28 protein-coding genes are annotated in these 26,035 nt (G+C 40.3%); 15 read left to right on the top strand and 13 right to left on the bottom strand.

Annotation, left to right across the window (positions count from 1 at the left end; genetic code table 11):
- Window positions 1–170 precede the first annotated feature (170 nt).
- The 14 genes from ISP07_RS14680 to ISP07_RS14615 all read left to right on the top strand — a co-directional run bounded on the left by ISP07_RS14680 (window position 171) and on the right by ISP07_RS14615 (window position 10,884).
- Window positions 171–749, top strand: coding sequence for an LON peptidase substrate-binding domain-containing protein (locus tag ISP07_RS14680; RefSeq protein ID WP_138616582.1), 579 nt, complete (start codon window positions 171–173; stop codon window positions 747–749).
- 62 nt (window positions 750–811) lie between these two features.
- Window positions 812–1,435: a sigma-70 family RNA polymerase sigma factor gene (locus ISP07_RS14675; RefSeq protein ID WP_054551986.1), complete on the top strand. Its 624-nt coding sequence runs from the start codon at window positions 812–814 to the stop codon at window positions 1,433–1,435.
- A complete protein-coding gene (locus tag ISP07_RS14670; RefSeq protein WP_209328031.1) occupies window positions 1,428–2,078 on the top strand; it encodes a ChrR family anti-sigma-E factor in 651 nt (216 codons plus the stop codon). The genes ISP07_RS14675 and ISP07_RS14670 overlap by 8 nt, the downstream gene beginning before the upstream one ends.
- Before the next feature lie 10 nt (window positions 2,079–2,088).
- The gene (locus tag ISP07_RS14665; RefSeq protein ID WP_054562362.1) at window positions 2,089–3,042 is read left to right on the top strand and encodes a YbgA family protein; all 954 of its coding nucleotides are present in this window, start codon (window positions 2,089–2,091) and stop codon (window positions 3,040–3,042) included.
- On the top strand, window positions 3,042–4,433 hold the full coding sequence (phrB, locus tag ISP07_RS14660) for a deoxyribodipyrimidine photo-lyase (RefSeq protein WP_209328030.1): 1,392 nt from the start codon (window positions 3,042–3,044) through the stop codon (window positions 4,431–4,433). Before ISP07_RS14665 ends, phrB begins: the two co-directional genes overlap by 1 nt.
- Before the next feature lies 1 nt (window position 4,434).
- Entirely contained in the window at window positions 4,435–4,881 is a 447-nt protein-coding gene (locus ISP07_RS14655; protein ID WP_054551990.1) for a nuclear transport factor 2 family protein, read from the top strand.
- Complete coding sequence (locus tag ISP07_RS14650) at window positions 4,881–5,591, top strand: SDR family NAD(P)-dependent oxidoreductase (RefSeq protein WP_194441388.1); 711 nt, start codon at window positions 4,881–4,883, stop codon at window positions 5,589–5,591. The genes ISP07_RS14655 and ISP07_RS14650 overlap by 1 nt, the downstream gene beginning before the upstream one ends.
- The gene (locus tag ISP07_RS14645) at window positions 5,588–6,844 is read left to right on the top strand and encodes an NAD(P)/FAD-dependent oxidoreductase (RefSeq protein ID WP_054551992.1); all 1,257 of its coding nucleotides are present in this window, start codon (window positions 5,588–5,590) and stop codon (window positions 6,842–6,844) included. Before ISP07_RS14650 ends, ISP07_RS14645 begins: the two co-directional genes overlap by 4 nt.
- The gene (locus ISP07_RS14640; protein WP_138616594.1) at window positions 6,837–7,568 is read left to right on the top strand and encodes a DUF1365 domain-containing protein; all 732 of its coding nucleotides are present in this window, start codon (window positions 6,837–6,839) and stop codon (window positions 7,566–7,568) included. Before ISP07_RS14645 ends, ISP07_RS14640 begins: the two co-directional genes overlap by 8 nt.
- Window positions 7,569–7,590: 22 nt before the next feature.
- The gene (locus ISP07_RS14635) at window positions 7,591–8,853 is read left to right on the top strand and encodes an SAM-dependent methyltransferase (protein ID WP_138616596.1); all 1,263 of its coding nucleotides are present in this window, start codon (window positions 7,591–7,593) and stop codon (window positions 8,851–8,853) included.
- Window positions 8,831–9,325, top strand: coding sequence for a DUF2878 family protein (locus tag ISP07_RS14630; RefSeq protein WP_138599482.1), 495 nt, complete (start codon window positions 8,831–8,833; stop codon window positions 9,323–9,325). Before ISP07_RS14635 ends, ISP07_RS14630 begins: the two co-directional genes overlap by 23 nt.
- A gap of 55 nt (window positions 9,326–9,380) precedes the next feature.
- The gene (locus ISP07_RS14625; protein ID WP_054551996.1) at window positions 9,381–9,878 is read left to right on the top strand and encodes a chalcone isomerase family protein; all 498 of its coding nucleotides are present in this window, start codon (window positions 9,381–9,383) and stop codon (window positions 9,876–9,878) included.
- Window positions 9,871–10,404 (top strand): DUF3833 domain-containing protein, encoded by a 534-nt coding sequence (locus tag ISP07_RS14620; RefSeq protein ID WP_054562353.1) that lies wholly within the window; start codon window positions 9,871–9,873, stop codon window positions 10,402–10,404. The genes ISP07_RS14625 and ISP07_RS14620 overlap by 8 nt, the downstream gene beginning before the upstream one ends.
- A 204-nt stretch (window positions 10,405–10,608) precedes the next feature.
- Entirely contained in the window at window positions 10,609–10,884 is a 276-nt protein-coding gene (locus tag ISP07_RS14615) for an HU family DNA-binding protein (protein ID WP_004586404.1), read from the top strand.
- A gap of 82 nt (window positions 10,885–10,966) precedes the next feature.
- Here the strand turns inward: ISP07_RS14615 and ilvN are convergent, their stop codons facing one another.
- The 10 genes from ilvN to ISP07_RS14565 all read right to left on the bottom strand — a co-directional run bounded on the left by ilvN (window position 10,967) and on the right by ISP07_RS14565 (window position 22,352).
- Window positions 10,967–11,464 (bottom strand): acetolactate synthase small subunit, encoded by a 498-nt coding sequence (ilvN, locus tag ISP07_RS14610; protein ID WP_054551998.1) that lies wholly within the window; start codon window positions 11,462–11,464, stop codon window positions 10,967–10,969.
- The gene (locus tag ISP07_RS14605) at window positions 11,464–13,188 is read right to left on the bottom strand and encodes an acetolactate synthase 3 large subunit (protein ID WP_138616600.1); all 1,725 of its coding nucleotides are present in this window, start codon (window positions 13,186–13,188) and stop codon (window positions 11,464–11,466) included. The genes ilvN and ISP07_RS14605 overlap by 1 nt, the downstream gene beginning before the upstream one ends.
- A gap of 236 nt (window positions 13,189–13,424) precedes the next feature.
- On the bottom strand, window positions 13,425–13,622 hold the full coding sequence (locus ISP07_RS14600) for a hypothetical protein (RefSeq protein ID WP_209328029.1): 198 nt from the start codon (window positions 13,620–13,622) through the stop codon (window positions 13,425–13,427).
- Between the two features lie 362 nt (window positions 13,623–13,984).
- Window positions 13,985–14,959, bottom strand: coding sequence for a transposase (locus ISP07_RS14595; RefSeq protein ID WP_209328028.1), 975 nt, complete (start codon window positions 14,957–14,959; stop codon window positions 13,985–13,987).
- 275 nt (window positions 14,960–15,234) lie between these two features.
- Window positions 15,235–16,242 carry an isocitrate dehydrogenase gene (locus ISP07_RS14590; RefSeq protein ID WP_054552001.1) on the bottom strand — a complete coding sequence of 336 codons (1,008 nt, stop codon included), beginning with the start codon at window positions 16,240–16,242 and terminating at the stop codon, window positions 15,235–15,237.
- Between the two features lie 215 nt (window positions 16,243–16,457).
- Window positions 16,458–18,155: a hypothetical protein gene (locus ISP07_RS14585; RefSeq protein WP_209328027.1), complete on the bottom strand. Its 1,698-nt coding sequence runs from the start codon at window positions 18,153–18,155 to the stop codon at window positions 16,458–16,460.
- Window positions 18,156–18,161: 6 nt separating this feature from the next.
- Window positions 18,162–18,545 (bottom strand): DUF3192 domain-containing protein, encoded by a 384-nt coding sequence (locus ISP07_RS14580; protein ID WP_054552003.1) that lies wholly within the window; start codon window positions 18,543–18,545, stop codon window positions 18,162–18,164.
- Between the two features lie 71 nt (window positions 18,546–18,616).
- Window positions 18,617–19,390 carry a flap endonuclease Xni gene (xni, locus tag ISP07_RS14575; RefSeq protein ID WP_209328026.1) on the bottom strand — a complete coding sequence of 258 codons (774 nt, stop codon included), beginning with the start codon at window positions 19,388–19,390 and terminating at the stop codon, window positions 18,617–18,619.
- A gap of 11 nt (window positions 19,391–19,401) precedes the next feature.
- Window positions 19,402–20,745, bottom strand: a complete 1,344-nt coding sequence (gene ppnN / locus ISP07_RS14570) for a nucleotide 5'-monophosphate nucleosidase PpnN (RefSeq protein WP_209328025.1) — start codon at window positions 20,743–20,745, stop codon at window positions 19,402–19,404.
- Between the two features lie 71 nt (window positions 20,746–20,816).
- Window positions 20,817–22,352 carry a GGDEF domain-containing protein gene (locus ISP07_RS14565; RefSeq protein ID WP_138600731.1) on the bottom strand — a complete coding sequence of 512 codons (1,536 nt, stop codon included), beginning with the start codon at window positions 22,350–22,352 and terminating at the stop codon, window positions 20,817–20,819.
- 201 nt (window positions 22,353–22,553) lie between these two features.
- Between ISP07_RS14565 and ISP07_RS14560 the strand changes: the two genes are divergently transcribed.
- Window positions 22,554–24,335: a M61 family metallopeptidase gene (locus tag ISP07_RS14560; RefSeq protein ID WP_166340831.1), complete on the top strand. Its 1,782-nt coding sequence runs from the start codon at window positions 22,554–22,556 to the stop codon at window positions 24,333–24,335.
- A gap of 4 nt (window positions 24,336–24,339) precedes the next feature.
- On the opposite strand, the gene ISP07_RS14555 is transcribed toward ISP07_RS14560, so the two are convergent.
- The 3 genes from ISP07_RS14555 to ISP07_RS14545 all read right to left on the bottom strand — a co-directional run bounded on the left by ISP07_RS14555 (window position 24,340) and on the right by ISP07_RS14545 (window position 25,938).
- A complete protein-coding gene (locus tag ISP07_RS14555; protein WP_209328024.1) occupies window positions 24,340–25,134 on the bottom strand; it encodes a glycosyltransferase family 25 protein in 795 nt (264 codons plus the stop codon).
- A gap of 64 nt (window positions 25,135–25,198) precedes the next feature.
- On the bottom strand, window positions 25,199–25,384 hold the full coding sequence (locus ISP07_RS14550; protein ID WP_054552009.1) for a DUF1289 domain-containing protein: 186 nt from the start codon (window positions 25,382–25,384) through the stop codon (window positions 25,199–25,201).
- A gap of 41 nt (window positions 25,385–25,425) precedes the next feature.
- The gene (locus tag ISP07_RS14545) at window positions 25,426–25,938 is read right to left on the bottom strand and encodes a hypothetical protein (RefSeq protein ID WP_054552010.1); all 513 of its coding nucleotides are present in this window, start codon (window positions 25,936–25,938) and stop codon (window positions 25,426–25,428) included.
- Window positions 25,939–26,035 lie beyond the last annotated feature (97 nt).

The following is a 26,035-nucleotide window of genomic DNA, read 5'->3' as shown; positions in this document are numbered from 1 at the left end:
ACCGGTTTTGAGTTTACTCAGTGCGTATGCATCAATCGAATTATTTCGTAACGTTGCGCAATGGTTCAACTTCTAGAGTACTAAGTAGATATTAAGATTTCATGAAATATTGATCGGCGGATTAAAAACGCACGTAATTAAAGGCATGTGGTTTTAGAATAGTAGACTTTATGAAGCGTGCGATTTTTCCTTTACCGGTTTTTATTTTACCTGAAGGGTTCACCAAGCTAAGAATTTTTGAGCAGCGTTACTTAACGATGGTCAAAGAAGCTGTACAAGATAATACAGGTTTTGTGCTGTGCACTTACCAACACGACACAGATCTTAACTTGCCAGAAATGGGTTGTTTAGTGCAAATAACCGACTTCAATCAAGATGATAGTGGCCAATTATTAATTGATGTTTATGCTGAACGTGCAGTGTCTATGCATAACGCATATCAAGATAAGCAGCAACTACGCCATGCCGACATCGAACTAATTACGTCGCCTTCATGGTATGTAAACACACCAATCAATGACGAAAACACCTTACTAAGCGACACGCTTCGTGCTGTGTTTGCAAATCAGCCTGATTTAGCAGGTCTATATAAAACCCCACAATTTGACAATCTTGCTTGGGTTGTTGCCCGCTGGCTTGAAATTTTACCTATTTCATTAGTTAAAAAACAACAACTTGCCTTTAAATCTAATTTTGAAAACTTGCTAAGTTTCCTCCATACTCTAATTAACAACGAATTTACTGATTAATGTGATCTCACATCAACTTTTTGGCGTATAAGTTTTTACGACAATAATTGGATGACACAAAGATGGTAAGTCAACAACTTCAAACCGGTTGTAAACCTAACACAGGTCAATATTCTGCCATGCCAGATACACCAAGCAAAGAGCTTGCTGATGCCTTATTTGCTGTAGCAACGCACCGTGATAAGCGTGCTTTTGCTGTGCTGTTCCAATATTTTTCGCCGAAAATAAAACGTTTTGGGATCAAACAATTTGGCTCTGAAGCGCAAGCGATGGAATTAGTTCAAGAAACCCTTACCTCTGTATGGCGCAAAGCGCATCTTTACCACAAAGAGAAAGGTGCGGCGACAACTTGGGTGTATACCGTGATGCGTAATGCTTCTTTCGATATGCTTAGAAAAATGAAGAGCAGTAAAGAAGAGTGCATTAGTGAAGATATCTGGCCATTGATTGATGAAGCCGAGCCAGGCCAGCATGAATTTAGTGACCATTTAGAAGATAAACAGATTAAACAATACCTTGATAAATTACCCCTTGCGCAACGTGAAGTTGTGCGCGGTGTATATTTCCAAGATATGTCGCAAGAACAGCTTGCTGAACATTTAAATATTCCCGTAGGCACAGTGAAGTCTCGTCTTCGCTTAGCCTTGCAGAAGTTACGCAATGAAATGGGAGATCACCATGATTAAGCACCATCCTAGCAACGAATTACTTGCCAAGTTCAGTGAAGGGAATCTACCTGCCACTTTGAGTGTTGCAGTCGCTATTCATGTTGAAATGTGTCCTGTGTGTCAAAAAGAGCTCGCTGCGCTTGAAGCGAAAAATGCAGACAATGTATTTACTGAAATAGCTACCGACTTGGATGATATGTTCGATCAAACACTTTTTGATGCCATCACCGCTGATGAAACGATTGATGAAGTGTACGAGCAAGCGCAGGTATCGGTTGATGTTAAAGACAAAACCTACACCTTACCCAGAGCGCTCACGCGTATTGGCCACAGCAAGTTTATGCAAATTGGTAAGCTTGCCCGCTCTCGTATTGATTTAGATGATGGCGCGTTACGAGCAAGCCTGCTGCATATTGATGCGGGTGGTGAAATACCTGAGCACACACATACTGGATTTGAGCTCACTTTATTACTAGATGGGGAGTTTAGTGATGAAGACGGAGACTATGTACCAGGTGACTTTATGATGTTAGATGGCCGTCACAATCACACACCAAAAACGATTGAAGGGTGCTTGTGCTTTACAGTTGTTAGTAGTGCCCTACACTTCAATAAAGGTATTAGTAAATTACTGAACCCAATTGGTAATCTTATCTATTAGAAGAGTTTATATGCAGCAATCGACAATTAAAATTGGTTTAAGTGCCTGTTTAGCTGGCGACAAGGTTCGCTTTGACAGCGGGCACAAGAAATCTAATTTTTGCATGGATGAGTTGGCTAACCATGTTGAATATAAAAAGTTTTGTCCTGAAGTAGCGGTAGGGCTGCCAATCCCTCGACCAACTATTCGTCAAGTGCGTGTTGGCGATACTATTAAAGTGTGTCGCCCAGATGGCACTGGCGATGTTGGCCCTAAATTAACTGAATACGGCAAACGTGTTGCAACAGAACAAACGGCAGATTTAAGCGGCTTTGTGTTTTGCGCGAAAAGTCCTAGTTGCGGTATGGAACGTATTAAAATCTACAACGAAGCGGGTACTGGCAATACCTCAGAAGGTATCGGCTTTTTTGCAGAGCAAATAATGGCGCATAACCCATTGTTACCATGCGAAGAAAACGGTCGTTTAAATGATATGCACCTTCGCGAAAACTTTGTAATGCGTGTTTATACCTACAAACACTGGCAAACATTAAGCGAACAACCACTCACAGTTCATCGATTGACTCAGTTTCATGCCCAATATAAGTACTTATTGATGGCTCATAACTACGAAGCTTACCGTAGTCTAGGAAATCTACTTGGCACTTTTGATGGCGAAGATATCCAAACTTTGGCTGATGAATATATTTTAGGGTTAATGACAGCCCTTAAAAAACCGGCTTCACGTAAAAATAACGCAAATACCTTAATGCATTTGCAAGGTTATTTTAAAAAATCGCTTTCTAAGATTGAAAAGCAAGAACTACGTGATGCCATCGATGAATATCGCCAAGGCTTAGTGCCACTATACGTACCACTTACGCTAATTAAGCATCATTTAAAAGTGCATCCAAACGAGTATCTTGCTAAGCAAGTGTATCTTGACCCCTATCCGAACGAATTAAAACTACGCTACGGAATTTAATGAATACATTATTTTGGTTTAGGCGCGATCTGCGCCTTTTTAATAACGACGCCTTGTATTATGCAATCGAAAATGGTTGCAGAAATGCGGTATTTTTTATTACTGAAAAGCAATGGCAAAAGCATGATGTGGCTGCTATCCAGCTAGATTTATTAAAGCGTAGGCTTAGCTTCTTGGGGGAGCTTTTAGCTAGCAAAGGTATTGAATTACATATTATTGATGCAGCCGATTACGCAGGCTGTGTTGAAAAATTAGCGTCATTTTGCGAGCAGCATCAAGTAAAAAATGTCTACGCTAACAACGAATATGAGCTTAATGAAGTAAACCGAGATAAAGCCTTTTTACAGCACGCTGACAGCTATGGGATTGCTTTTTATGCATACGACGGCGATGTGATTGCGCCACCGGGAAGCATCAAAAATCAAAGCGGCGAAATGTTTAAAGTATTTACGCCATTTAAAAATGCATGGCTAAAAGTTTATCAAGACACCCACTTTTATTTTGCTGAGCCGCCGAAGATGTTCGAGCCAATTGAGTGGCAGCCAAGTGAGTTATTAGCCTCAGACGGCAGCTCAGAAAAATGGCCTGTTGATGATGAAACGCTCAGTCACGTTTGCGCGCGCTTTATTGAAGAAAAACTCGCAACATATCAAGACCAACGAGATATCCCAAGCATTAAAGGCACCTCGGGGTTAAGCCCTTATTTAGCCCTTGGTATTGTCAGCGTTCATCAATTATTGGCACTGATCCAACAGCACCACCCAGATGTACTACGAAGCAGTAAAAGTAACTTATTTTGTTGGGTTAACGAATTGATTTGGCGTGAGTTTTACCGTCACCTTATCGCGATTTATCCAAACCTAAATAAGTACGAAAATTTTAACGATAAATACAACGCTGTGAAATGGCGTGATGATGACAGCGACTTTAAAGCATGGTGCGAAGGTAAAACAGGCTACCCGTTAGTTGATGCTGCAATGAGGCAGCTTCTGCAAACTGGCTGGATGCATAACCGATTACGCATGGTGGTTGCGAGCTTTTTAACCAAGCATTTATTAATTGATTGGCGTAAAGGCGAGCGTTTTTTTATGCAGCACCTAATAGACGGCGACCTTGCATCTAATAACGGTGGCTGGCAATGGGCTGCTAGTACAGGGTGTGATGCTCAGCCATATTTCCGAATTTTTAACCCTATCACCCAAAGCGAGCGGTTTGATCCAGATGGTGAATTTATCCGTAAATATTTACCAGAGCTGGAAAAAATACCTGCTAAGAAAATCCATTTTCCGCATGATTACCTAGCGAAACAGGGTAAGTCGAGCAGTTATTGGCCAGCAATTGTTGATCATAAAGCCGCACGAGAGCGAGCGCTTAACGCATTTAAGGTGTGACATGGACAAGGCGATCCTTGATAGGTTTATTGATGTTTATCAAACACTCAATAAAGACAATTTACAGTTATTGAATGAAATCTATCATACAGATATTCATTTCGCAGATCCCTTGCATGCGGTAAATGGTCTTGGGGAACTGCGTGAATACTTCAAAAACCTTTACGCCAATGTACTTTCTTGCGAATTTGTTATTGAAGACAGCTATGTTACTGAAAATACCGAGGGCAAAGACGACATCGCGTTTATCTATTGGACTATGCAATATCGACATCCAAAGCTTAACAAAGGCCAAGCAATCTCGGTTGCAGGACATAGTCGTTTAAAGTTTGCTGGCGATAAAATAATTAATCATCGCGACTATTTTGACGTAGGCGCTATGCTTTACAGGCATATTCCCGTGCTTGGCTCGGCTGTGAAATACATCGATAAAAGAGCGAGTGCATAATGACGACATTAATTACAGGTGCAACTTCAGGTATTGGCGAGTCATTAGCAACGCTTTATGCAGACAATAATGAACAGGTCATTGCATGCGGTAGAAATTCAGAAAAGCTTGCTAAATTGAGCCAACATCAAAATATTGAGTCTTGCCAGTTTGATGCAACAGACCTTCAAGATATTCGTTCGAGCACAGTGGCTTATACGCAATTTGACCGGGTTATTTTAAATGCTGGCAATTGTGAGTACATTGATGATGCTCGCAATTTTGACAGTAGCTTGTTTGAACGGGTGATCACGACCAATCTGCTCAGTATGGGCTATTGCCTTGAGGCGCTATTACCAAAAATAAAGCCCGGTGGTCAGCTGGTGCTCGTAAGCTCTAGTGTGACTTATTTACCCTTACCGCGCAGCCAAGCATATGGTGCGTCTAAAGCCGGTGTAAGTTATTTAGCTAATAGCTTAGCGGTTGATTTAAAAGATATCGATGTCACTTTAGTTCACCCTGGTTTTGTTAAAACGCCGCTGACTGATAAAAACGACTTTCCTATGCCTATGGCGGTGAGTGCAGAAAAAGCGGCAAATTATATTTATAAAGGGGTCGCGAAAAGGCGCAAAGAAGTGCACTTTCCGCACCGTTTTACCTTCATTTTAAAATTTTTAAGAATGCTTCCTACGCCACTTTGGCTGAAGCTTGCAAAAGGATTATCACGTTGAAAAAAGTGGCTGTTATTGGATCTGGCATAGCGGGTTTAAGCTGTGCGCACCTATTGCATAAACACTACGATGTAACCGTATTTGAAAAAAACGACTACATAGGTGGCCATACTGCAACCATAGACGTAAAAGTTGATGGCGTTGAGTACGCTGTTGATACAGGCTTTATTGTCTTTAACGACCGAACTTACCCATATTTTGAAAAACTACTTAAGCGCTTGGGCGTTGAGCGTCAGAAAACCCAAATGAGCTTTAGTGTGCATAACGAACAAACAGGCTTTGAATATAACGGTCATACTTTTTGGAGCTTGTTCGCACAAAAACGCAATATCTTTCGCCCTAAATTCTGGAAACTTTTAAAAGACATTGTGCGCTTTAATGATGTGTGTAAATCATTACATGCTGAAAAAAATTACAAAGCAAATCAAACTCTAGGTGAGTTTTTAGACGAGCATGATTTTAACGAGTTCTTCCGTTTTCATTATATCTTGCCGATGGGCGCTGCTATTTGGTCAACAAGCATTAAAGAGATGGCGCAAGTTGGCGTAGAGTTTTTTGTTAAGTTCTTTTATAACCATGGTTTGTTGGACATCACTAATCGCCCGCAGTGGTATGTTATTCCGGGTGGCTCTCGCGAATACATTAAACCTATGATCCAAGGTTTTGCTGATAAAATTCGTTTAAATAGTAATATCAGCTCGGTATCTCGAAAAGATGACAATGTGCATGTTCATTTTGATGATGGCCACAGTGAATCATTCGATAAAGTTGTGTTTGCTTGCCACTCAGATCAAGCTTTAAAGCTGTTATTAGACCCAAGCGAAGACGAAAAAAGTGTTCTCTCAGCGATACCTTATACGGCTAATTCAGTGGTACTACACACTGATACTACACTGCTACCAAAACGCAAAGCAGCATGGGCGAGTTGGAATTATCTGTTAAATAACAACACAGACAAAGCTGCTGTTGTAACTTATCAGATGAATATTTTGCAAGGGATTCAAAGCGACACGCAATTTTGTGTCACGCTTAACCACCTTGATGGCATTAAAAAAGATAAAATTTTACGCGAGTTTACCTATCATCACCCGGTATTTAATAAGCAGTCGATTGCCGCTCAGCAGCAAAAGTCTCTTATTGACGGTAAAAATAACAGCTATTTTTGCGGAGCGTACTGGTACAACGGCTTCCACGAAGATGGTGTAAGAAGCGCTGTAAATGTGGCAAAGCAACTCGGAGTCGAGTTTGAATAGCGCCATATATGTAGGTGATGTTCGCCATAGGCGCTTTGCCGTAAAAGAGCATCACTTTAAATACCCGCTTTATATGATGTGGGTCGATTTAGCTAAGCCTGATGAGCTTAATGGAGTTCATCCTTGGCTTGGCTTAAGTGGTTTCAAGGCGCTTAAATTTAATCAGAGCGACTATTTTAATTATCAAACCGATATGCAGTTGCCACTCAAGCAGCGTGCACTTAACAAAATTAAAGAGCTTGGCATTGACGATGAATTTACCCATGTTTTTATGCTCGGACAGGTGCGCTGTTTAGGAATTTATTTTAGCCCGGTTAACTTTTTCTTCTTCCAAACTAGTCATGGCGAGTTCACTCACATGCTTGCTGAAGTCAGCAACACGCCCTGGAATGAACGTCATTATTATGTCGTACCCCTTGAAAAAAAAGTGAACTTTAAAAAGGTTTTCTCCGTATCACCTTTCATGAACTTAGATATGAACTATCATTGGCATATTAGAATGAATTCTGATAACACCATGATTCATATTGAAAATAAAAAAGACGACACTCTTTTGTTTGATGCAACCCTGCGTTTGCAAAAGCAGCCTCTCACGAAAGAGCAGGTTAGTGCCGTGCTTAAACAGTTTCCGGCTATGACGTTAAGTATTTTTAAAGGTATTTACCTTCATGCTTTGAAGTTGTTTTGCAAACGTGTGCCATTTATTGGCCACTCGGGCAAATAAGAGAATTCAACTAGGTGATGTGATGGAAAAAGTATCAAATTTAACACAAGCCCAAACGACCGGCTGGATGACAAAGCTTTATAAAAAACTGGTAATAGGTGCATTCAACAGTATCAACATCGGTTGCATTACTCTTAAAGAGGGTAACCAAACAGAGCAATTCGGTGACATTACAAGTGATTTACACGCAACGGTCACGGTAAATGATGCTGCTATGTATAAGTCATTTGCGTTATCTGGCAGTGTGGGTGCCGGAGAGGCTTATATTCTCGGCTATTGGGATTGTGACAACCTCACTAAACTTATCGAAATATTTGCCCTTAATCAAGATCAGCTAGATGCATTCGAGAAAAAATTCGCCTTCTTAAGTGGCATTGCGCACCGAGTTAATCACATTAAAAATAAAAACTCAGCAAGCGGTTCAAAAAAGAACATTGCGGCGCACTATGATTTAGGCAACGATTTATACAGTGCATTTTTAAGTGACGAAATGTTGTATTCATGTGCTGTTTACCCGTCAAAACAAGCTAGCCTTGAAAAGGCCCAAGCGCACAAACTAGCATTGATTTGTGAGCAGGTTGATTTACAACCTGGTGATTCGGTGATTGAGATTGGCACAGGGTGGGGCGCATTTGCGATTTATGCAGCAACACATTTTGATTGCCATGTAACAACGACCACCATTTCTGATGAGCAACATGCCTATGTTGAACAAAAGGTTAAAGAGCTTAACCTTGAGCATAAAATAACGTTATTAAAGCAGGATTACCGCCTCTTAGAGGGCAAGTACGATAAGCTTGTATCAATTGAAATGATTGAAGCTGTTGGGCATGAGTATTTGCCAGGCTTTTTTGCCAAATGTCAGTCTTTATTAAAAGACAGTGGTGCAATGCTTATTCAAGCAATCACCATAGCTGATCAGCGTTACAGTCATTACCTTAAAAATTCCGATTTTATTCAGCAGTACATCTTCCCAGGTGGCTGTTTACCTTGTTTAGACGAAATGAACAAGCAAATAAAGCAGCAAACAGACATGGTTGTGCACAGTGTAAAAGATATTGGTGTTCACTATGCAAGAACTTTGGCTGATTGGCGTGAGCGTTTTGTGGCTAGCTGGCCTGAAATAGATAAAGTGAAATTTGACCAGCGATTCTATCGCTTATGGTTATTTTATTTAGCTTACTGTGAAGGTGCGTTTAGAACCCGTGCTATCAGTACCGTTCATTTAGTTGCCCGTAAACCTCGTTTTGGCCATTCTGGCGATGATATCGCGCTCGATTATTAATTTTGCTTTGTTTCAAGGGGTATGGTTTATGGCCTTACTCCTTGAGCACAACTCTCTGATACCCGCTTTAGCTGTTGTCGCTTTGATGATTTATCTATCAAAGCAACGCCAGCAAGATAGTTGGCTACTCTTATGTGGTTTGCCTCTCGCACTGGGCTATGAATGGCTTGCCAGCAGCTTAAATTTACTTGCCTTTAAAGTAAGCCCTTTTCCTCTATGGCTTGCTGTACTTTGGGCTGCACTACTTTTAACCATTAATACTTCGATGCACTTTCTACAAAAGCTGCCTTGGTATATTGCTTGGGGTGTTTGCGCGCTATTTGCTCCTGCTAGTTACTATGCTGGAATGCGCTTTGAAGTGCTTAATACTGAGCTCGTTCTTTGGCAGTTTTGGCTCGTTTATGGTTTGGGTTGGGCAAGTATGTTTATGGCTATTATCGCTATTAATAAGCGATTTTTAGCGGCTAAATGATCAGTTTTAGGTGGTTTTTCGTAGTGTTTTACAACACAACTTTAAGGATTATTCGATGAAACAGTCACTTAATTTAAGTTTATTTGCTGCGTTATTGTTCTCTGCGGGCGTATATGCAAATGGCTTTAAAACGGTGGGCCAAGCGAAAATGGAGTATCTGTTTTGGGATGTTTATAACGCTAAATTAGAGACCCCATCGGGTTCGTATCAGTTTGGCCAACACCCCAGCAAACTTACACTGACTTATTTGCGGGATTTCGATGCGAAAGACATCGTCAAAGCAACCAACGAGCAATGGCAACATTTAAAGCTCAATGACATGGTTGGTGCTTACGATAAACAATTATTAGCCCTTTGGCCTGATATCAAAAAAAACGATTCGTTGTCGTTTCAAACCAACGAGCAAGGAATTGGTACTTTCTACTTTAATGATAAAAAGCTAGGTCAGATCGATGATAATAGATTCGCTGACAACTTCTTAGCAATTTGGTTAAGCGCCGATACGTCTGAACCATCACTTCGTAAACAGCTTATTGGAGGGAAACATGATTAAGCTCAAAGCACTCTTTATTTTTGCTATGGTACTGTTAATTACCAGCTGCTCTGCGCCTGATGTTGATTATTATCAAGGAACAGAGCCTAAGTTTGACTTTAAGCAGTTTTTTAGTGGTGAGCTCAAAGCCTACGGCGTTGTGCAAGACCACAAGGGCGAGTTAACTCGTAAGCTGGTAGTTGACATGCAAGCATCTTGGAACGGCAATCAGGGAGTGATTGACGAGCAATTTGTTTATGATGATGGCGAAACGCAAACCCGTGTTTGGTACATTACCATTAATGATGATGGCAGTATCACAGGGACAGCATCAGATGTGATTGGCGAAGCAAAGGGTGAGAGCAATGGAAGCGTGTTCCATTGGACATATTCTGTCGAGCTTCCATATGATGGTAGTACTTTAGTGGTAAATTTCGATGATTGGATGTACTTGGTAACACAATCACGCTTGATAAACCGTACCGCTATTGATAAGTTTGGCTTTGAGGTCGGGGAAGTTACCTTGGTTATCGAGAAAATTGAATGATGGTTTGGCTATCATAAAATTTTGTGATGGAAGTTAAATTAAGTCTTTATTAATACTGATGTCACTAACCTTGTGATTGATAGTTAAATAGTAGTCATTTTTGAATAAATTACGTAAAAATAGCAATTTGCTGTTGCTAACTTCTCAAAAATGCATAAAGATAGGTTTTGCGAAGGCAAAATAATAACGAATAGGAATCTAACAATGAATAAAGCTCAATTAGTTGAAAAAATTGCTACTGATGCAGAAATCTCAAAAGCGGCAGCAACTCGTGCACTAGATGCATTCACTGGCGCAGTTACTAGCTCTCTTAAAGAAGGTAACTCAGTAGCATTAGTTGGTTTCGGTACTTTCTCAGTAAAAGAGCGCGCAGCGCGTACTGGCCGTAACCCACAAACTGGTGCAGAAATCCAAATCGCAGCAGCAACTATCCCAAGCTTTAAAGCGGGTAAAGGTCTTAAAGACCAAGTTAATCCTTAATAGGGTAACTTACTAATTATTGAAAAAAGGGCTTATAGCCCTTTTTTTGTATCTGGAGTTTTGTCGCGCTAGCGAAAAAGGCTTATGCCTTTAACGCTTTATCACCACGACCAATACCAACCGCACCTGAACGTACAACTTCAATAATGTCTGATTCATGACGCAAAGTATCAAGGAAGGATTCAATTTTTTCTGTGCTCGCGACAAGCTGCAGTGTGTAGCTGTGGCGCCCCATATCTAAAATAGCACCTTGGAATACATCAGCAACACGCGTTACTGCTGCTCGAGTGGTTTCATCTTGGGCAAAAACTTTCACTAATAATAGCTCACGCTCGATGTGCGCCATTTCGGTTAAGTCAATAATCTTAAGAACATCTACAAGCTTGTTCACTTGTTTAGTGATTTGCTCAACGATGCGATCATCACCCATGGTTGTAATGGTAATACGCGAAAGAGAATGATCGTCAGTCGTGCCAACAGTCAGGCTATCGATGTTGTAAGCGCGCTGTGAAAATAAGCCTACAATGCGCGATAACGAGCCAGGTTCGTTTTCTAATAAGATTGATAAAATACGGCGCATTATGCTTTTACTCCTTTACGTAACCACATATCATCGACTGCCCCTAGCTTGATTTGCATAGGGTAAACATGTTCTTTTTCATCTACACAGATGTCTAAAAATACCAGTCTGTCGTTAATAGACATGGCTTTTTCAATAGCAGGTTGTAGTTCATCAATATGATCAACGCGAATACCTACGTGGCCATAGCTTTCTACTAATTTCACGAAATCGGGAAGTGATTCCATGTAAGAAGATGAGTGACGACCTGAATACATCATATCTTGCCACTGACGTACCATGCCCAGTGAACGGTTATTCAACGACACAACTTTCACAGCTAAATTGTATTGTAAGCAAGTTGATAGCTCTTGAATGTTCATCTGAATTGAACCATCACCCGTCACACAGATAGACTCTTTATCAGGGAAGGCAAGCTTAACGCCCATTGCCGCAGGTAAACCAAAGCCCATGGTGCCTAAGCCACCAGAGTTAATCCATTGGCGAGGGTGTTTAAACGGATAATACTGAGCTGCAAACATTTGATGCTGACCTACATCAGAGCTAATGTAAGCATCACCATTGGTTGCCTTATAAATTGCCTCGATAACCGCTTGTGGTTTGATTTTATCGCCATCCGTGCTGTAGCTTAGGCATTTTTGTTCACGCCAGCTAATGATTTGACGCCACCAATCTTCTTGTGCAGAACGATCAATTGAAATAGGGCTTTTATCAATCGCTGTTTGTAACTGTTCAAGCACTGTTTGTAAGCAGCCAACAACCGGGATGTGCGCTTTAATTGTTTTAGAAATTGAGGTTGGATCTACATCAACATGAACGATAGTCGCATTAGGGCAGAACTTTTTAACGTTATTTGTTACCCGATCATCGAATCGAGCGCCTAAAGCTAAAATAACATCAGCATTTGCCATGGCTTTATTTGCCTCAAGGCTACCATGCATACCTAACATACCAATAAAGTTAGGGTGAGTACCGCTTATACCACCTAGGCCCATTAAGGTGTTAGTGATTGGCGCATTTAATGATTCAACCAAGTGAGTCAGTTGCTCAGAGGTATTTGATAGAATAATGCCGCCACCTGAGTAAATAACCAGTTTTTTAGCTTCTAAAATTGCGCTCACTGCTTTGCGAATTTGTTTTGAGTGGCCTTTAGTGTTCGGGTTATAAGTTCGAAGCTCAGTTGTTTTTGGAAATTCGAATGGGAACTTTAACTCAGGGTTAAGCATATCTTTAGGTAATTCAACCACAACCGGACCAGGGCGGCCTGTGCTGGCTAAGTAGAATGCTTTTGCTAAGATTGTTGGAATATCTTTTGCGCTACGACAGTTATAGCTGTGCTTTACGATAGGGCGAGAACAACCAACAATATCTGTTTCTTGGAATGCATCATCACCAATTAAACCAGTAGGAACTTGGCCAGATAACACCACCATTGGGATAGAGTCCATGTATGCTGTCGCGATACCTGTTACACAGTTTGTCGCGCCAGGGCCTGACGTTGCTAGCACTACACCGACTTCACCGGTAGCACGGGCATAACCATCAGCCATATGAGTTGCGGCTTGTTCGTGACGTACTAAGATATGTTCAATATCTTCTTGTTGAAATAACGCGTCATATAAATCAAGAACAGAGCCACCTGGGTAGCCAAAAATATACTTAACATTCAATTCTTTAAGTGCCCGAACAACTAGTTCGGATCCATTATATTCAGTTGTACTCATCCTCATTCCTCTGTGTGTGCAAGCATAAATGCATAAAAAAACCCCCGCATATGGCGGGGGTTTTTAAAAAGCGTGCTTTCACCTTTTAATAGCCTCCCGCTGGGCTTGTAACTAAGACCAGTACGAGAACGTTGACGACTAAAAGGTGACGGCGAATAATCATTATTCTTTAATTTTCTTCTAAAAAATACACAGCCGACTAGATGGCTGCTGTTTAAAAAATGTTAGGAGTATTTTTAAGCGTTTTGGAAACTGATGTCAACCGTAAATGTGGCTTTTTGCATTAATTTTTCTATATTTGAGCTTTTTGATATTTTTGTTGCATCTAGATGCTTAGTTGTCATTATTTTGGGGTGTAAATATGCATTGAATTGTTCGTGTGGAAAATGGCTAATCAAACCAATAGATAATACATTTACGTTACTGCCTTGCATAACTTAGCTACTATCAGAATCGGTTTCTTTTTTATAATTAGACACCCACTTTAACACCTCGCTACAATAAGGTTTGGATATTTTTATTAAATAGACACTCAACTTATATTTAATCAGTTTAATGAGACACCCAACTTATTTTTAAAAAGATGTAGTTTAAGTAAGATGTGAATTATTGAGAACAAGCTGAATTGCTAGAAAGAATAGTGATTTTTCATTGTCATTTATTAAATTTCAGCCTTATGTGCTGAGTTAATCTTTAAAATTTTACACACTGGTCAGCGCTAGTTGCAAAAGTCGTTATGCCTCTAGAATTAAAAGGATTGGATTTGTAAGACTGATTTTTAGTGTCGAATGCGTACCTAAGTAAATAAGGCTAAGCTATTAGCTATAGAACTTCTTCGTTTTCGTTTCATATGATTTGTATAAGCTGTGATAGCTTGTTCTTTACCCGCCGTATTTTTAAATGAGCGTGAAAAAGAGGTGGTGAGTGTAAGCCAGTTATCAATACAAATATTTAATCGTTCAAGAATTGGTAACGCATCTTCGGGGATTCTCCCTGGCTTATCTTCTCGTATTGAGCGGCCAGTCCAATCGACGAGTTGTAGGTATGTTTTGAGCTCAAAAGGTAGTCCGTTAGGCATATGTTTACGTGGTTTACCTGCAAAACGCATAAGTGATTTTGGTTGCTTATTGTTTTGAGCTGCATGAATTCTAGATTTAATACTGGTGTAGTCAGATTCTTCTGGTAAATCAGCCGCTTTTGCTCTTACAGGGTTCAAATCAACATAGGCAAGACAAGCGGCAAGTGCTGCTTCATCAAGTAAAGCTTGTGACTTAAAGCGACCTTCCCAAAACCGTCCTTTGCACTCATCTTCTTGATTCGCTTTTCGTGCAATACCCTCATTAAGAACACGCATAAACCAACTAATGCTGCTGAGCCTCTCACGATATAAATTTACTCTGGTATTAACTGAAGCGAGTTCGGCTTGTGTTAGCAATTCACCATTTAAGAATCGTTGGCATAGGAATGTAATTTTAAATAACTTGTGCCACCTAATCAGAATAGCCTTTTTATTTAGACGCTTAGCTTTTGCAATATCGATATGAAGAACGAGATGAGTGTGATTACTCATAACCGCGTAGGCGCAAATATCAATACAAAATATCCTGCCAAGTTGAAGTAGTTTCTTTTCAACCCAATCGCGCCTGTGTTCATATGAACGACCAGTTAGTGGGTCTTGCCCGCACAAAAAAGCGCGACGAACGCAGCGTGAAATACAATGATAGTAAGGTGTGCTTGAAACGCTAATTAAGTTTCTACGAGGGGTTGCCATGCTCTTCTCCTCCATGAGTTGAACAGTGTAAGTTTAGTCATAATTTTGAGAAGTGAGAAATATTAAATTGGATGTCTGGTTAGTATATTGAAAGAATAAATGTGGGTGTCTAGTTTTATGTGTTTAAATCTTGTTAGATAAAGTGGGTGTCTGATTAAGTTGTTGTTAGATAAAGTGGGTGTCTGGTTAAGTTGGGGTAATAAAAAAGCCAGTCGTAGACTGGCTTTTGCTAGGTGGTTAAGGGCTAAGTTTATTAGCCCCAAACAAGTGTTCTATTATAGACGCTCAATTACAGCTTGAGTGAAGTCTGTAGTACCGTGGCTGCCACCTAGGTCACGAGTTGTACGGTCGCCTGACTTGATAACATCAGCAACTGCGCTGCGGATGCGCTCTGCAGTGTCGCCCATACCTAAGTGCTCCAGCATTTGGATAGATGCTAAGATCACTGAAGTTGGGTTTGCAAGGTTTTTGCCTGCAATGTCTGGTGCACTACCATGTACAGCTTCGAAGATAGCAGCATCTTCACTGATGTTTGCGCCAGGAGCCATACCTAAACCACCAACAAGACCAGCACATAGGTCAGATAGGATGTCACCGAATAAGTTTGTAGTAACGATTACATCAAACTCATCAGGAGTCATAACTAGTTTCATACAAGTTGCATCAACAATCATTTCGGTTGATTCGATTTGTGGGTAACGCTCAGCTACTTCACGTGCAACTTTTAAGAATAAACCAGATGTAGATTTAAGGATGTTAGCTTTGTGTACAGCAGTTACTTTTTTACGGCCTTCACGTACCGCTAGCTCGTATGCAAAAGTAACGATTTTTTCTGCACCTTCACGGGTGATTTTTGACATTGCTTCTGCTTCGTTACCATCTTCAGAAACAACTTGGCCAAGACCTGAGTACATACCTTGCGTGTTTTCACGAATAGTGATGATGTCGATGTCATCGTAACGAGCTTTTGTACCTGCAAATGACTTAACAGGACGAACGTTAGCGTAAAGGCCAAACTTTTTACGTAAAGTTACGTTGATCGAAGTGAAACCTTCACCAACTGGTGTTGTTAATGGACCTTTTAAAGTGATCTTGTTACGCGCGATTGTGTCGATTGTTTCTTGCGGAAGTAACTCACCAGTTTTTTCTAGGGCAGCAAGGCCAGCATCAACGAATTCATAATCAAAATCGCAACCTGCAGCTTTAAGGATCTCAAGTGCTGAATCAATAATGCTAGGACCAATGCCGTCGCCTTTGATCACTGTGATGGTTTGTTTAGCCATTTACTTTTCCTATTTATGAGTAGATAAACACGTAAACTTATCGCGAAATAGCATGCGATTTACTTGTTAGAGGGCTTACGTGGATGTGTTTGAAAATTTAAGCGGCTTTTATAGCAATTTATTCAGCTTTTTGCCAGTTTATCCTGTGAATACTGACTATAAATAGACTAAAGTTCATATTTATTTAACGTTTTCGCACTTTTTAACAACACAATCTAAAAATTGTCTGCAAATTCACAGTTTTTGAGATATGCATAAAAATCTGCTTTTGATTGCCATCCAGCGGCCGATAAACTATCGAAAATAATTTGTTCCTGCCAACTACTAAAAAGTGCTTTTGGCTGAAAAACATAATAAGTAAATAGCTTAATCGCGACCCAATGCTTTTCATTGATATCAAGTGTTTGTTTATCATGTTGCTCACTACCAAGTAAATGTTGTGTCCAACTGTTATCGCCAATCAGTTGATTTAAATACGCCGTTAGTGGTTCTTGGTTTAACTGACTAATCCCAAACAAACAGCCAAGAGGAGGGCTAATCACTTGTTTTTCAGCTTGCTCAAATACCGTTTTACGGGAAATACTGGTTGCTTGATGTTCACAAAGATAAAGAACATAGGCATACAATGGCAAAGCAACCTGCTCAAATTGAATTGAATCGATGTGTTTAAATAACGCTTGGATAATACGTACCATGTTCTCAAGCCGCTTAGAGATATGCTGAAAAAGTGGGTGAGAGGTGGTTGCGACTAAGCGTTGAAATAATACTTTTTGAATAATCGCAGGGGCGTTATCGTATCCGACCATAGATAAACAATGGCGCAAGTCTTTAGCTCTTTGCTGCTCTTTATTATAGGGTTTAGCGGCAACAGTGAGCTGTGTTATTAATTCAGGGTAGGGGCTTAAAAGCTTATTTAAACCTTGATAGCTATATTCTTTTGATACTTTTAATGCACTAATTAACGTTAAATATTGTTGCCTACGTTGCTCATTTATTGGTTGTGGCTCAGCAAAACTTATGTTCTCACTAAACCATACTGTGTAGAGCAAGCGAGTATCTTTACAAGGCCTTTGCTTAGCGCAAGTCGTTAAGCTTGCCTTGATGCGATGCCAACGAATTTTTTCAGGACGACTCACATCGACTAAAATATGACGACCATGTTCATCTGTCGCTAAATAGATAAGTACTTGTTCGGCATATTTTACTTCACTGGCCGGAATGTAAGGGCCAATATGCGCAATCAGAGCTTTTATGGCATTTTGTGCAAATTCGTTCGGTGTACGCAAATATATATCAGCTAACGCTTTGTATACGCTTATGTGCCCACCTGACTCGCGATAAGTCGTATTCATCGCAATAATATTAGCCAAAGCAACTAAGGTTGTTGCACCATCGTAAATCATAATTTTCGGTGCACTTAGTAGTGCTTGTTTATACTTATTTAGACGCGCTAATAAATGCTGAATAGGCAGTGTATGCGAGCCTGACTCTTTTAGTAATTTTGCCGCTAATTGATGACGGCATTGCCATAGTTTTTTATCTTGCGGGGTGAGTGCTTTACTTGCTGCCAATTTATTACTTTGCGATTGCACGCACAGGTAATTAGCTAAGCAGCAACTAATAATTTGCTCACTAATAGCTTGGTTGTAATTAAGACTACGGCATAAAATGCAGGCTACAACACATTGGTTTACGACTAAATTTGTGGTGTAGCCGTGGTTCGCTACATACAAGCTTAATTGCGCTTGCATCCCTTTTGGGTAGGCTTGGTATAATAGGTAGTACCGCTCAGCAAGGTTACTTAATAAAGGGAAGATTTGAGACCATTTTTGCTTTTGATGGTAAAGTTTAAGTAATTGGTGCGTACTATCAAATAAGCGCGCTAGCTCCCGAGGGGTTACATTTTCCATCATAAGCGTTTAGGTTTCTTGTTGATAGCTTTCATAGGCACTTGGCCCCCATAACACCAACTGACCATTCTTAAAAAGTAGGCCCGTGCACTCGTCTATTGTCGTTATTCCATCGGATTTAACGTGCTGAGTGCGGTAAAAAATTATTTGCCAAACATTGTCTTCGGTGCGTTTTGCATAGGTTAGATCGGGGCTGCCTAAATAATCAAGCACCGCATTTAGATTTTCAGGTTTATCAACAGACAGCTTTGCAATATATCGCTTATTGAAGGCTTCACGGTCTTGCCAGATCATGGCTTGCGGATCATCTTTATAAAAAGTGATCACGAGGGTTGCTATCAGTGCATAAACACCTAACCCAAGTACCAGATATTGGAAAACCTTTTTAAACATGTGTAACTCTATAAAATTAACGCGAATTTTCAGTATACGCTCAGTTGGCCAACTGTGCTACGAGATTGCGACTAATTGAGCCTTAGCTGCTTTAAACTAAAGCCTAAGTTAATATCAGTACGCAGCATGACGAGGTTTTTTGATATCACAAACATCTCCATTTCTGAGCTTAGCTTGCGTTTAAGAGTAGGGTTTAGCTCATCGTCGTTTATGGCCGCTTCTATCGACTCATAATCATTAATTAATTGCTGTGCCGACTTATTACCGATCCCTTTAACACCAGGAATATCATTGGTTTTATCGCCTGCCAAAGCCCAAAAATCAGCAAGTCGATGCCTGGGTACATTAAAGCGCTGTTTAATATCTTCAACTTCAATGTATTGCTTTTTAAAGTAGTCATAGATAGCTATTTGTTCAGATAAAAACGGTAAAAAGCCTTTATCAGTAGACACGATAGTCGAAGCTACATTATTTGTAGCTGCTTTGTGAGCAAGGGTGGCAATGATATCGTCGGCTTCATCATTATCAGGTGAAAACACCACAATGCCAGTGTCTTCAATTGCTTGTTTAAAGCGTGATAAGTTTTGCTTGAGGGTGTCAGGCATTGGTGAACGAGTACTTTTGTAGGCCTCAAAGTAGTGATAGCGCCAGCTTCTTTCGCCATCAAACACGGCAATGGCATGAGTTGCATTAGATTGCTGTCGTAATTTTTTGCAAGCATGTGCCACTCGGGCACAGCTTGCTTTTATCATATGTTCTTCACTGTGATGACTCTGATTACTATCAACAGCATAGATGCGCCTAATAAGATTTAGCGCATCTATTAAAAGTAATTGGGTTGTCACATAGTCTCCTGTTAAGCTTTGATCTCATAGCAAGGGATGTACTTACTGCCAGGCAACTTCATGCGACCTTGATAAACAAATGCTGCCAGCAGCTTATCCATATCAGCCATTAACGAAGGCTCACCACTGAGTACAAAGCGGCCATGTTGTTTGATGGCTTGTAGACCTTCGTCTTTAACATTACCTGCAACAATGCCTGAGAATGCTCGGCGTAAGTTAGCTGCGAGTTGCTGAGTTGGTTGATCTAAATGTAAATCTAAGTTCGACATATTAGCATGAGTTGGTGCAAACGGCTGTTGGAAATCATGGTCGATTTTTAGCGTCCAGTTAAAGTAGTAAGCGTCACCTTGACTCTTTCGGTATTCACGCACATCAGCCATTTTCGCTTTGAGTGTTTTACCCACACGTTCAGGGTCATCAATGATAACTTCAAACTTCTCAAGCGCCGCTTTACCGAGTGTTTTCTCAACGAATTTACACAGCTCAATAAAGTAGTTTTCACTTTCTTTAGGTCCAGTTAAGATCACTGGTAAACATTGTTTTTCGTTATCAGGATGCAACAAAATACCTAAAAGGTATAACAACTCTTCTGCAGTGCCTGCACCACCTGGGAAAATGATAATGCCATGTGCGGTACGAATAAATGCCTCTAAGCGCTTTTCGATATCGGGTAAAATTACCAATTCATTTACAATCGGGTTAGGTGGCTCAGCGGCAATAATACTTGGCTCGGTTAAACCTAAGTAACGATTATCTGTAATACGCTGTTTAGCATGGCCGATGGTGGCACCTTTCATTGGGCCTTTCATTGCACCTGGGCCACAACCAGTACAAATGTTTAAGCCACGAAGGCCGAGTTCGTAGCCAACCTGTTTTGTATATTTGTATTCAACTTCGTTAATTGAGTGGCCGCCCCAGCAAACTATCATGCTCGGATCACTATTCACTCTCAGTGCGCCTGCATTTCGCAGCATGTCGAAGACCATATGAGTAATGGTTTTTTGCTCTGTTAAGTCTTTTTCGTATTTTTGACAAATAAACAGAATATCGCGAATAACCGAGAAGATATGTTCATGTATACCAGTGATAATTTCGCCATCAACAAAAGCGGATTCGGGTGGGTTTTCAAGTTCAATTTTAATACCACGCTCGCGGCTTAATAAGCGAATATCAAAGTCTTCGTATTTATTGTAAATTTCAGAGCTTGAATCGGTGTGGCTGCCCACATTGAGAACCGCGAGCACACAGTTCCTAAATAATTTATAGCGCTCGCTGGTGGATGACTGTTCGAGTAGATCAACTTCTAGTTGCGATAGTAAATCCAGTACACCTGTAGGATTCAGTTGTTTTAACATAAGCACTCTCCTGGCTCATCTATGAGCCTTTATCATTGTGTGTCAAAGACCTCACCATTGAGATAAGGGCTTTATTTGCTAATGCAAACTTTATTTCGTCCTTCATTTTTTGCTTTGTACAGAGCATCGTCGGCACGATCAAAAGCAATGAGGGGGGTATCACCTTTTTTAAGTTGGGTAGCACCAAGAGAAATAGTGATTTCTACTTGCTTATCTTTAAATTTAAACGGTATTGCCTGAATATTTTTGCGCAGTTTTTCAAGAGAGCTAACTGCATTTTCAATAGACATGCCTGTCATTAATAACACAAATTCCTCACCACCGTAACGGGCAATAAAGTCTGATTTACGAATTGATTTTTGTAGTGCTTTAGCAATAACTTGCAATGTTTTATCGCCAGCACTGTGGCCATACCTATCATTAATAGATTTAAAGTGATCGACATCAAGCACCACAAATGTCACATCAGACTCTTGGATGTTAAATAAATGAAATTCATGATTAAAACGTTCATCGAACGCGGCTCTGTTTGGTAGCTTTGTTAAACCATCAAGTAAGCTTTTATAGCGTTGTTCATTTAACCGTTTTTTGTAAGTTGAGAGCTTGCTTTCTAAATGACTTATTCTTTTATTAATGTCGTTAAAGCTATTTAATAAATGCTCTCTTTCACTCTGTTCTAATTTTTCTTTTGCAATTAAATCATCACTTAATGATTTTAACTCTTCTTCGACTAGCTCTTTGAGGGACGATATTGACGTTGCTTGTTGCGTCTGAGTATTAAGGTTTTTAATTTTTGCTTCTATTTGCTTATTTAGCGACTCGTACTCAGCGCTAAGTGACTCAGAATGTTTACTGGTTGAAACAATTGAATGATGTAAATCTTCAATTGTTTGATTTAAAGAGATCAAAAAACTCTGTGCTGATTGACGCTCTTTACTCATATTACGAGTAATAATCGTGATAATTTTTAGAGCAGAATCAAGTAAATCATCAATACAGTCGTTATGTGTAATGTTATTCTTTACTGCTTTGATTTGTTCAGCGCTTTCATCCTCTAAAACGAGATCATTTGCTAGGTTAAGTAGTTCGGCTGCAAGCTCGGGTTTAATTTGTGATTCAGTTTCACTTTTTGTCGAAAGCTTTGCCTGTAAAGCTTGATGATAAATTATTACCAGCTTAGATAATAAAGGGATAAAGTCATGGTTAGATTGGATGTTATTTAACTCATGATCAAGCAAATGGCGTAAAGAACGACGGGCATCATCCGGTAAACCTTTTACTTTTTGTAGCTGCTTTCCTGCATCAGTGACACTGTTGTTAAGTTCGCGTTGTAAAGCAATTTGCTTTGCTTCTTGGTGTTTTAATAGCCCTAGAACATCATCAATAAAAGGTGAAAGAAGGTTAAAGTCAACCCCTTTTTTCAGAGCACTTCTAAACTTAGCGAGGCGATTATCTAACTCAATATCTAAGCCCTTACAACTTAGAGATAACTTTGCAGCAAACTGAGAAAGAACCTCAACTTGGTGTTTGCGTGCATCCTCAACAACCGTCCGGGCATCGATTGCTTGTTTTAACTTTTTATTAAGAAGATCATGCTGTTGCTGCACCGAGTAATACCGCCGTTATTAATCAACTGTCTATAAGCTAAGTTTACAACAAAATAGTACGAAATGTAGGTTCCAAGTCAAAAACTTAGCCATTTTGTCTATCAAACTTGTTGCAATGGCTGTTTATCGGTTTTTAATTCACATTTTTTATCGCAATTGTTAGTCTATTTGGTAATTTTGATAGTAATAAAAAGAGTTGTTATGAAAAAGTTTTTGGCCATGTCTATTTTGGCGGCCTGTTCTAGCAGTGCGTTTGCAGATGTAAACTACTCACTGTCTATTACTCAGCCTGAACACCACCTAGGTAATGTAAGTGTTGAGTTTCCGCAAACTGCACAAGCACATTTAGATATTAAACTTCCTGCTTGGCGTACTGGTCGTTACGAAATTTTAAATCTTGCCAATGGCGTGCGCTTTTTCGAAGCAAAAGATGATGATGGTAAGGCATTAGAGTGGGAAAAAATTGACCACAGCACGTGGCGTGTTCACCTAAACGAACCTACTCAAGTCAATGTAGATTACCAAGTGTACGCTAACGAGCTAGGTAAACGTGCTCGTCATATTGATGACAGCCATGCCTTCATTGATGCATCAGGCTTTTTCATGTTCAGTGAATCATTCCGTCAAGATCCAGTTAAAGTTGAACTAGATGTACCAAAAGCATGGCGTTCAGTATCGGGTATGGAAAATGCGGGCTCTAAACACAGTTTTAAAGCCGCTGATTACGATATTTTAGTTGATTCACCAATCGAAACGGGTATCAACGAGCTACACAAGTTCACCGTTGATGGCCGTGAATATGAGTTAGTTATTTGGGGTGAAGGCAACTACGACGTAGATCAAATGCTAACTGACCTTAAAAAGCTAGTGACAACCGGTAATGTAATTTGGGATAGCTACCCGTATGAGCGTTATGTATTTATGGTGCATGCTACGTCAGGAGCAGGCGGTGCAACAGAGCATTTAAACTCAACAATTATCCAACGCCCACGTGACCGTTTTGGTTCTCGTAAAGATTACCTTGCGTTTATCAGCACCGCAGCACACGAATTTATTCATACTTGGAACGTAAAAGCATACCGCCCTAAAGGTATCGCACCGTACGACTACACCAATATTAACTACGCGAAAACATTATGGATTGCAGAGGGCTCAACCAGCTACTTTGAAGATCACTTAATGGTGCGCGCTGGTATTGAAACAACCGATGAGTTCTTCGGTACGTTAACAAAAACCGTTAATCGCCACCTACAAACACCGGGTCGTGAAGTACAAAGCGCAACTGAAACCAGTTTTGATAAGTGGATTAATCAAGGCGGCGACCACGCTCGCAACTACAGCACTAATATCTATTTAGAAGGTGCGTTGATTTCAATGGCACTCGATATTGATTTGCTAGAAAAAAGCGATGGCAAAATTAGTTACCGCGATGTACACCGTGCGCTTTATAACAAGCACCGTTTACCAGATGGTTTTACGCCAGATGATGTTAAAGCGATTTTAAAAGAGCTAACTGGTCGTGATTACAGTGCTTGGTGGCAATCGAATGTGGACGAGCCAGCTGCTATCGACTTTGATGAGCTACTTGCAAAAGTAGGCTTAGGTTTAATTCGCCCAGAAGGCGCAAAATCAGTACCGAGTATTGATTCGTTTGCTAAAAACAGCGGTGAGTTATTAACCCTAACGCATGTTCGCCGTGGTGGTGCTGCATGGCAAGCGGGCTTAACAACGGATGATAAAATCGTCGCGTTTAACAAAAAGCATGTGGGTAAAGATTTAACAGCCAGCCTCGAAACGTTCAAAGCAGGCGACACAGTGACTGTTGATTTCATTCGACGCGATGCACTGCAAAGCACAACGCTAACACTTAGCGAAGACTTTGATAAAGAGAAAAAGGTCAAAGCATTAAAAGATGCAACACCAGCTCAAATGGCATTGTTTAAAGCATGGATGGGTGTTGACCACCCAAATCAGGCTAAATAAATCGTTAATGGTTTTTGATTGGTAAGAGAGGGGCTGCGGTTCCTTTCTTTTTGCTTGGTACTTGCTGCGCTTTTACAAACTGATTAGTGTATTTTGCGTTTAGTAGTGCACTTTGTAGCTGCTGTTTTTTACGTCGCCAAAACGACTTTTTAACTTTGACTGATCTATCCCTAATATCGCTTTGTGAATTATCGGGTTGTGATACCGGGTAAGGCAGCAAAGAATACCCATAAACACCTGTTTCCCACACATGCTGTAAATCGCAGTCAACGGGGCGGCCAAATGTGGCTGTGGCTTTTAACAGCGCTTTTGCACCTTCAAAACTAACAGCAGTTGCACAGCAGCCAGACATAAGCTTTTTATGAATGACTAAGTGTTGCTCATCAGCAAGGTGTTTTGTAAAGGCAATTTCCCGACTTCGGTCTTTATAAGCGGCCAATTTTATTAGCTGCCAAGGCTGTTTTAATGTACTAATGTTTTCAATTGCACTGTGAATAGAGCGGTCGAGAACAAAGTCATCTTCTAAAATAATGGCGTAATCTAATTGCCTATCGACAATGGTTTGCCATGCTTTTCTGTGACTCAGGTAACATCCAATTTCACCTTTACTCAATGGCTTGTGGTATTTTTTCAGGTTTAAATCAGCACTGTAATGCTGGGCAATTGCTGTATCGGACAGCTTTCTACCATCAATTGCATCAAGGCGTTCAAATGCTAAATTTTGTGCGTTGAGTTCATGGCTTACACGGTTCAATCGTTCAGTAGAACTTGCTAAGTTGATTACAAAAATAGCGGTCATTATCGTTACCAGATGGTCAGTTTGAATCAGGCTAACAAGCTTTAATGACGCTTGGGTGTCAGAACTATTTCGCTTTTATGTCAGGGCGAGGAGTGTTTAAAATCGCTTGCTTTTCTTGCTCGGATAAAATGATCCAATCAAAAATCTCATCATTACTGCGACCACAGCCAGTGCAATAACCATTTAGGCGATGACATTGACCGATGCAATCTGTTTTGTATTGGCTGGTTGGTATTTTTGAATGTGTCATAGTGATGTGAAGGCTAATCTCTATTAGCCTTCCTAAGTGTATTACTTGCCTTCAATTGGCTTACCAATTTCAAGGGTAGTAGACCAAGGCTGTTTACGCGATAGGGTTTTACCCGAATGAATTGAGATAACAGGGTTGTTTTCGTCAAGTACAAACGTGGTGCGTAGCGATTCTGCAGACTCTTTTTGTGTTTGATGCCAGTTATTACTTGCTAAACAAGCTTGGGTAAAATTAACCGCACGGGTGTGATCGGCAACAGCTTGTTGCTGTTGCTCGTAGTTGCCTACACAGCGGTAGGTAACATTGTCTTTATCAAGCGCCGTGATTTGACAGTTATCGGCAATAAGGTTGTATTTCGCTGTCCATGTTTCCATGTATTTTGTATTTACACGGCTACGTTTTAAGCCTTCAAAGCGGTTGTCGTAAGCACCTAATAGGGCATTGATTTTCTCGCAAGGGGTTAAGTTATCAATGGCTGTTTGTTGTTCAGTTGTAAGTCCTGTACAACCTGTTAAAACAAGGCCAGTTAGTAAGGCGGCGAGTGGCTTTTTCATATCAGGCTATCCTTTTAAATAGCAGTTCCTTAAACGTTTCCTAAAGGATACCTAAGCCCTTGTAAAAATGCTAATAAAGATTGGTGATTACAAAGCA

Source organism: Pseudoalteromonas sp. PA2MD11 (assembly GCF_017808125.1).
GTDB lineage: Bacteria > Pseudomonadota > Gammaproteobacteria > Enterobacterales > Alteromonadaceae > Pseudoalteromonas > Pseudoalteromonas simplex.
This window is presented reverse-complemented; position numbering and strand designations above follow the sequence as displayed.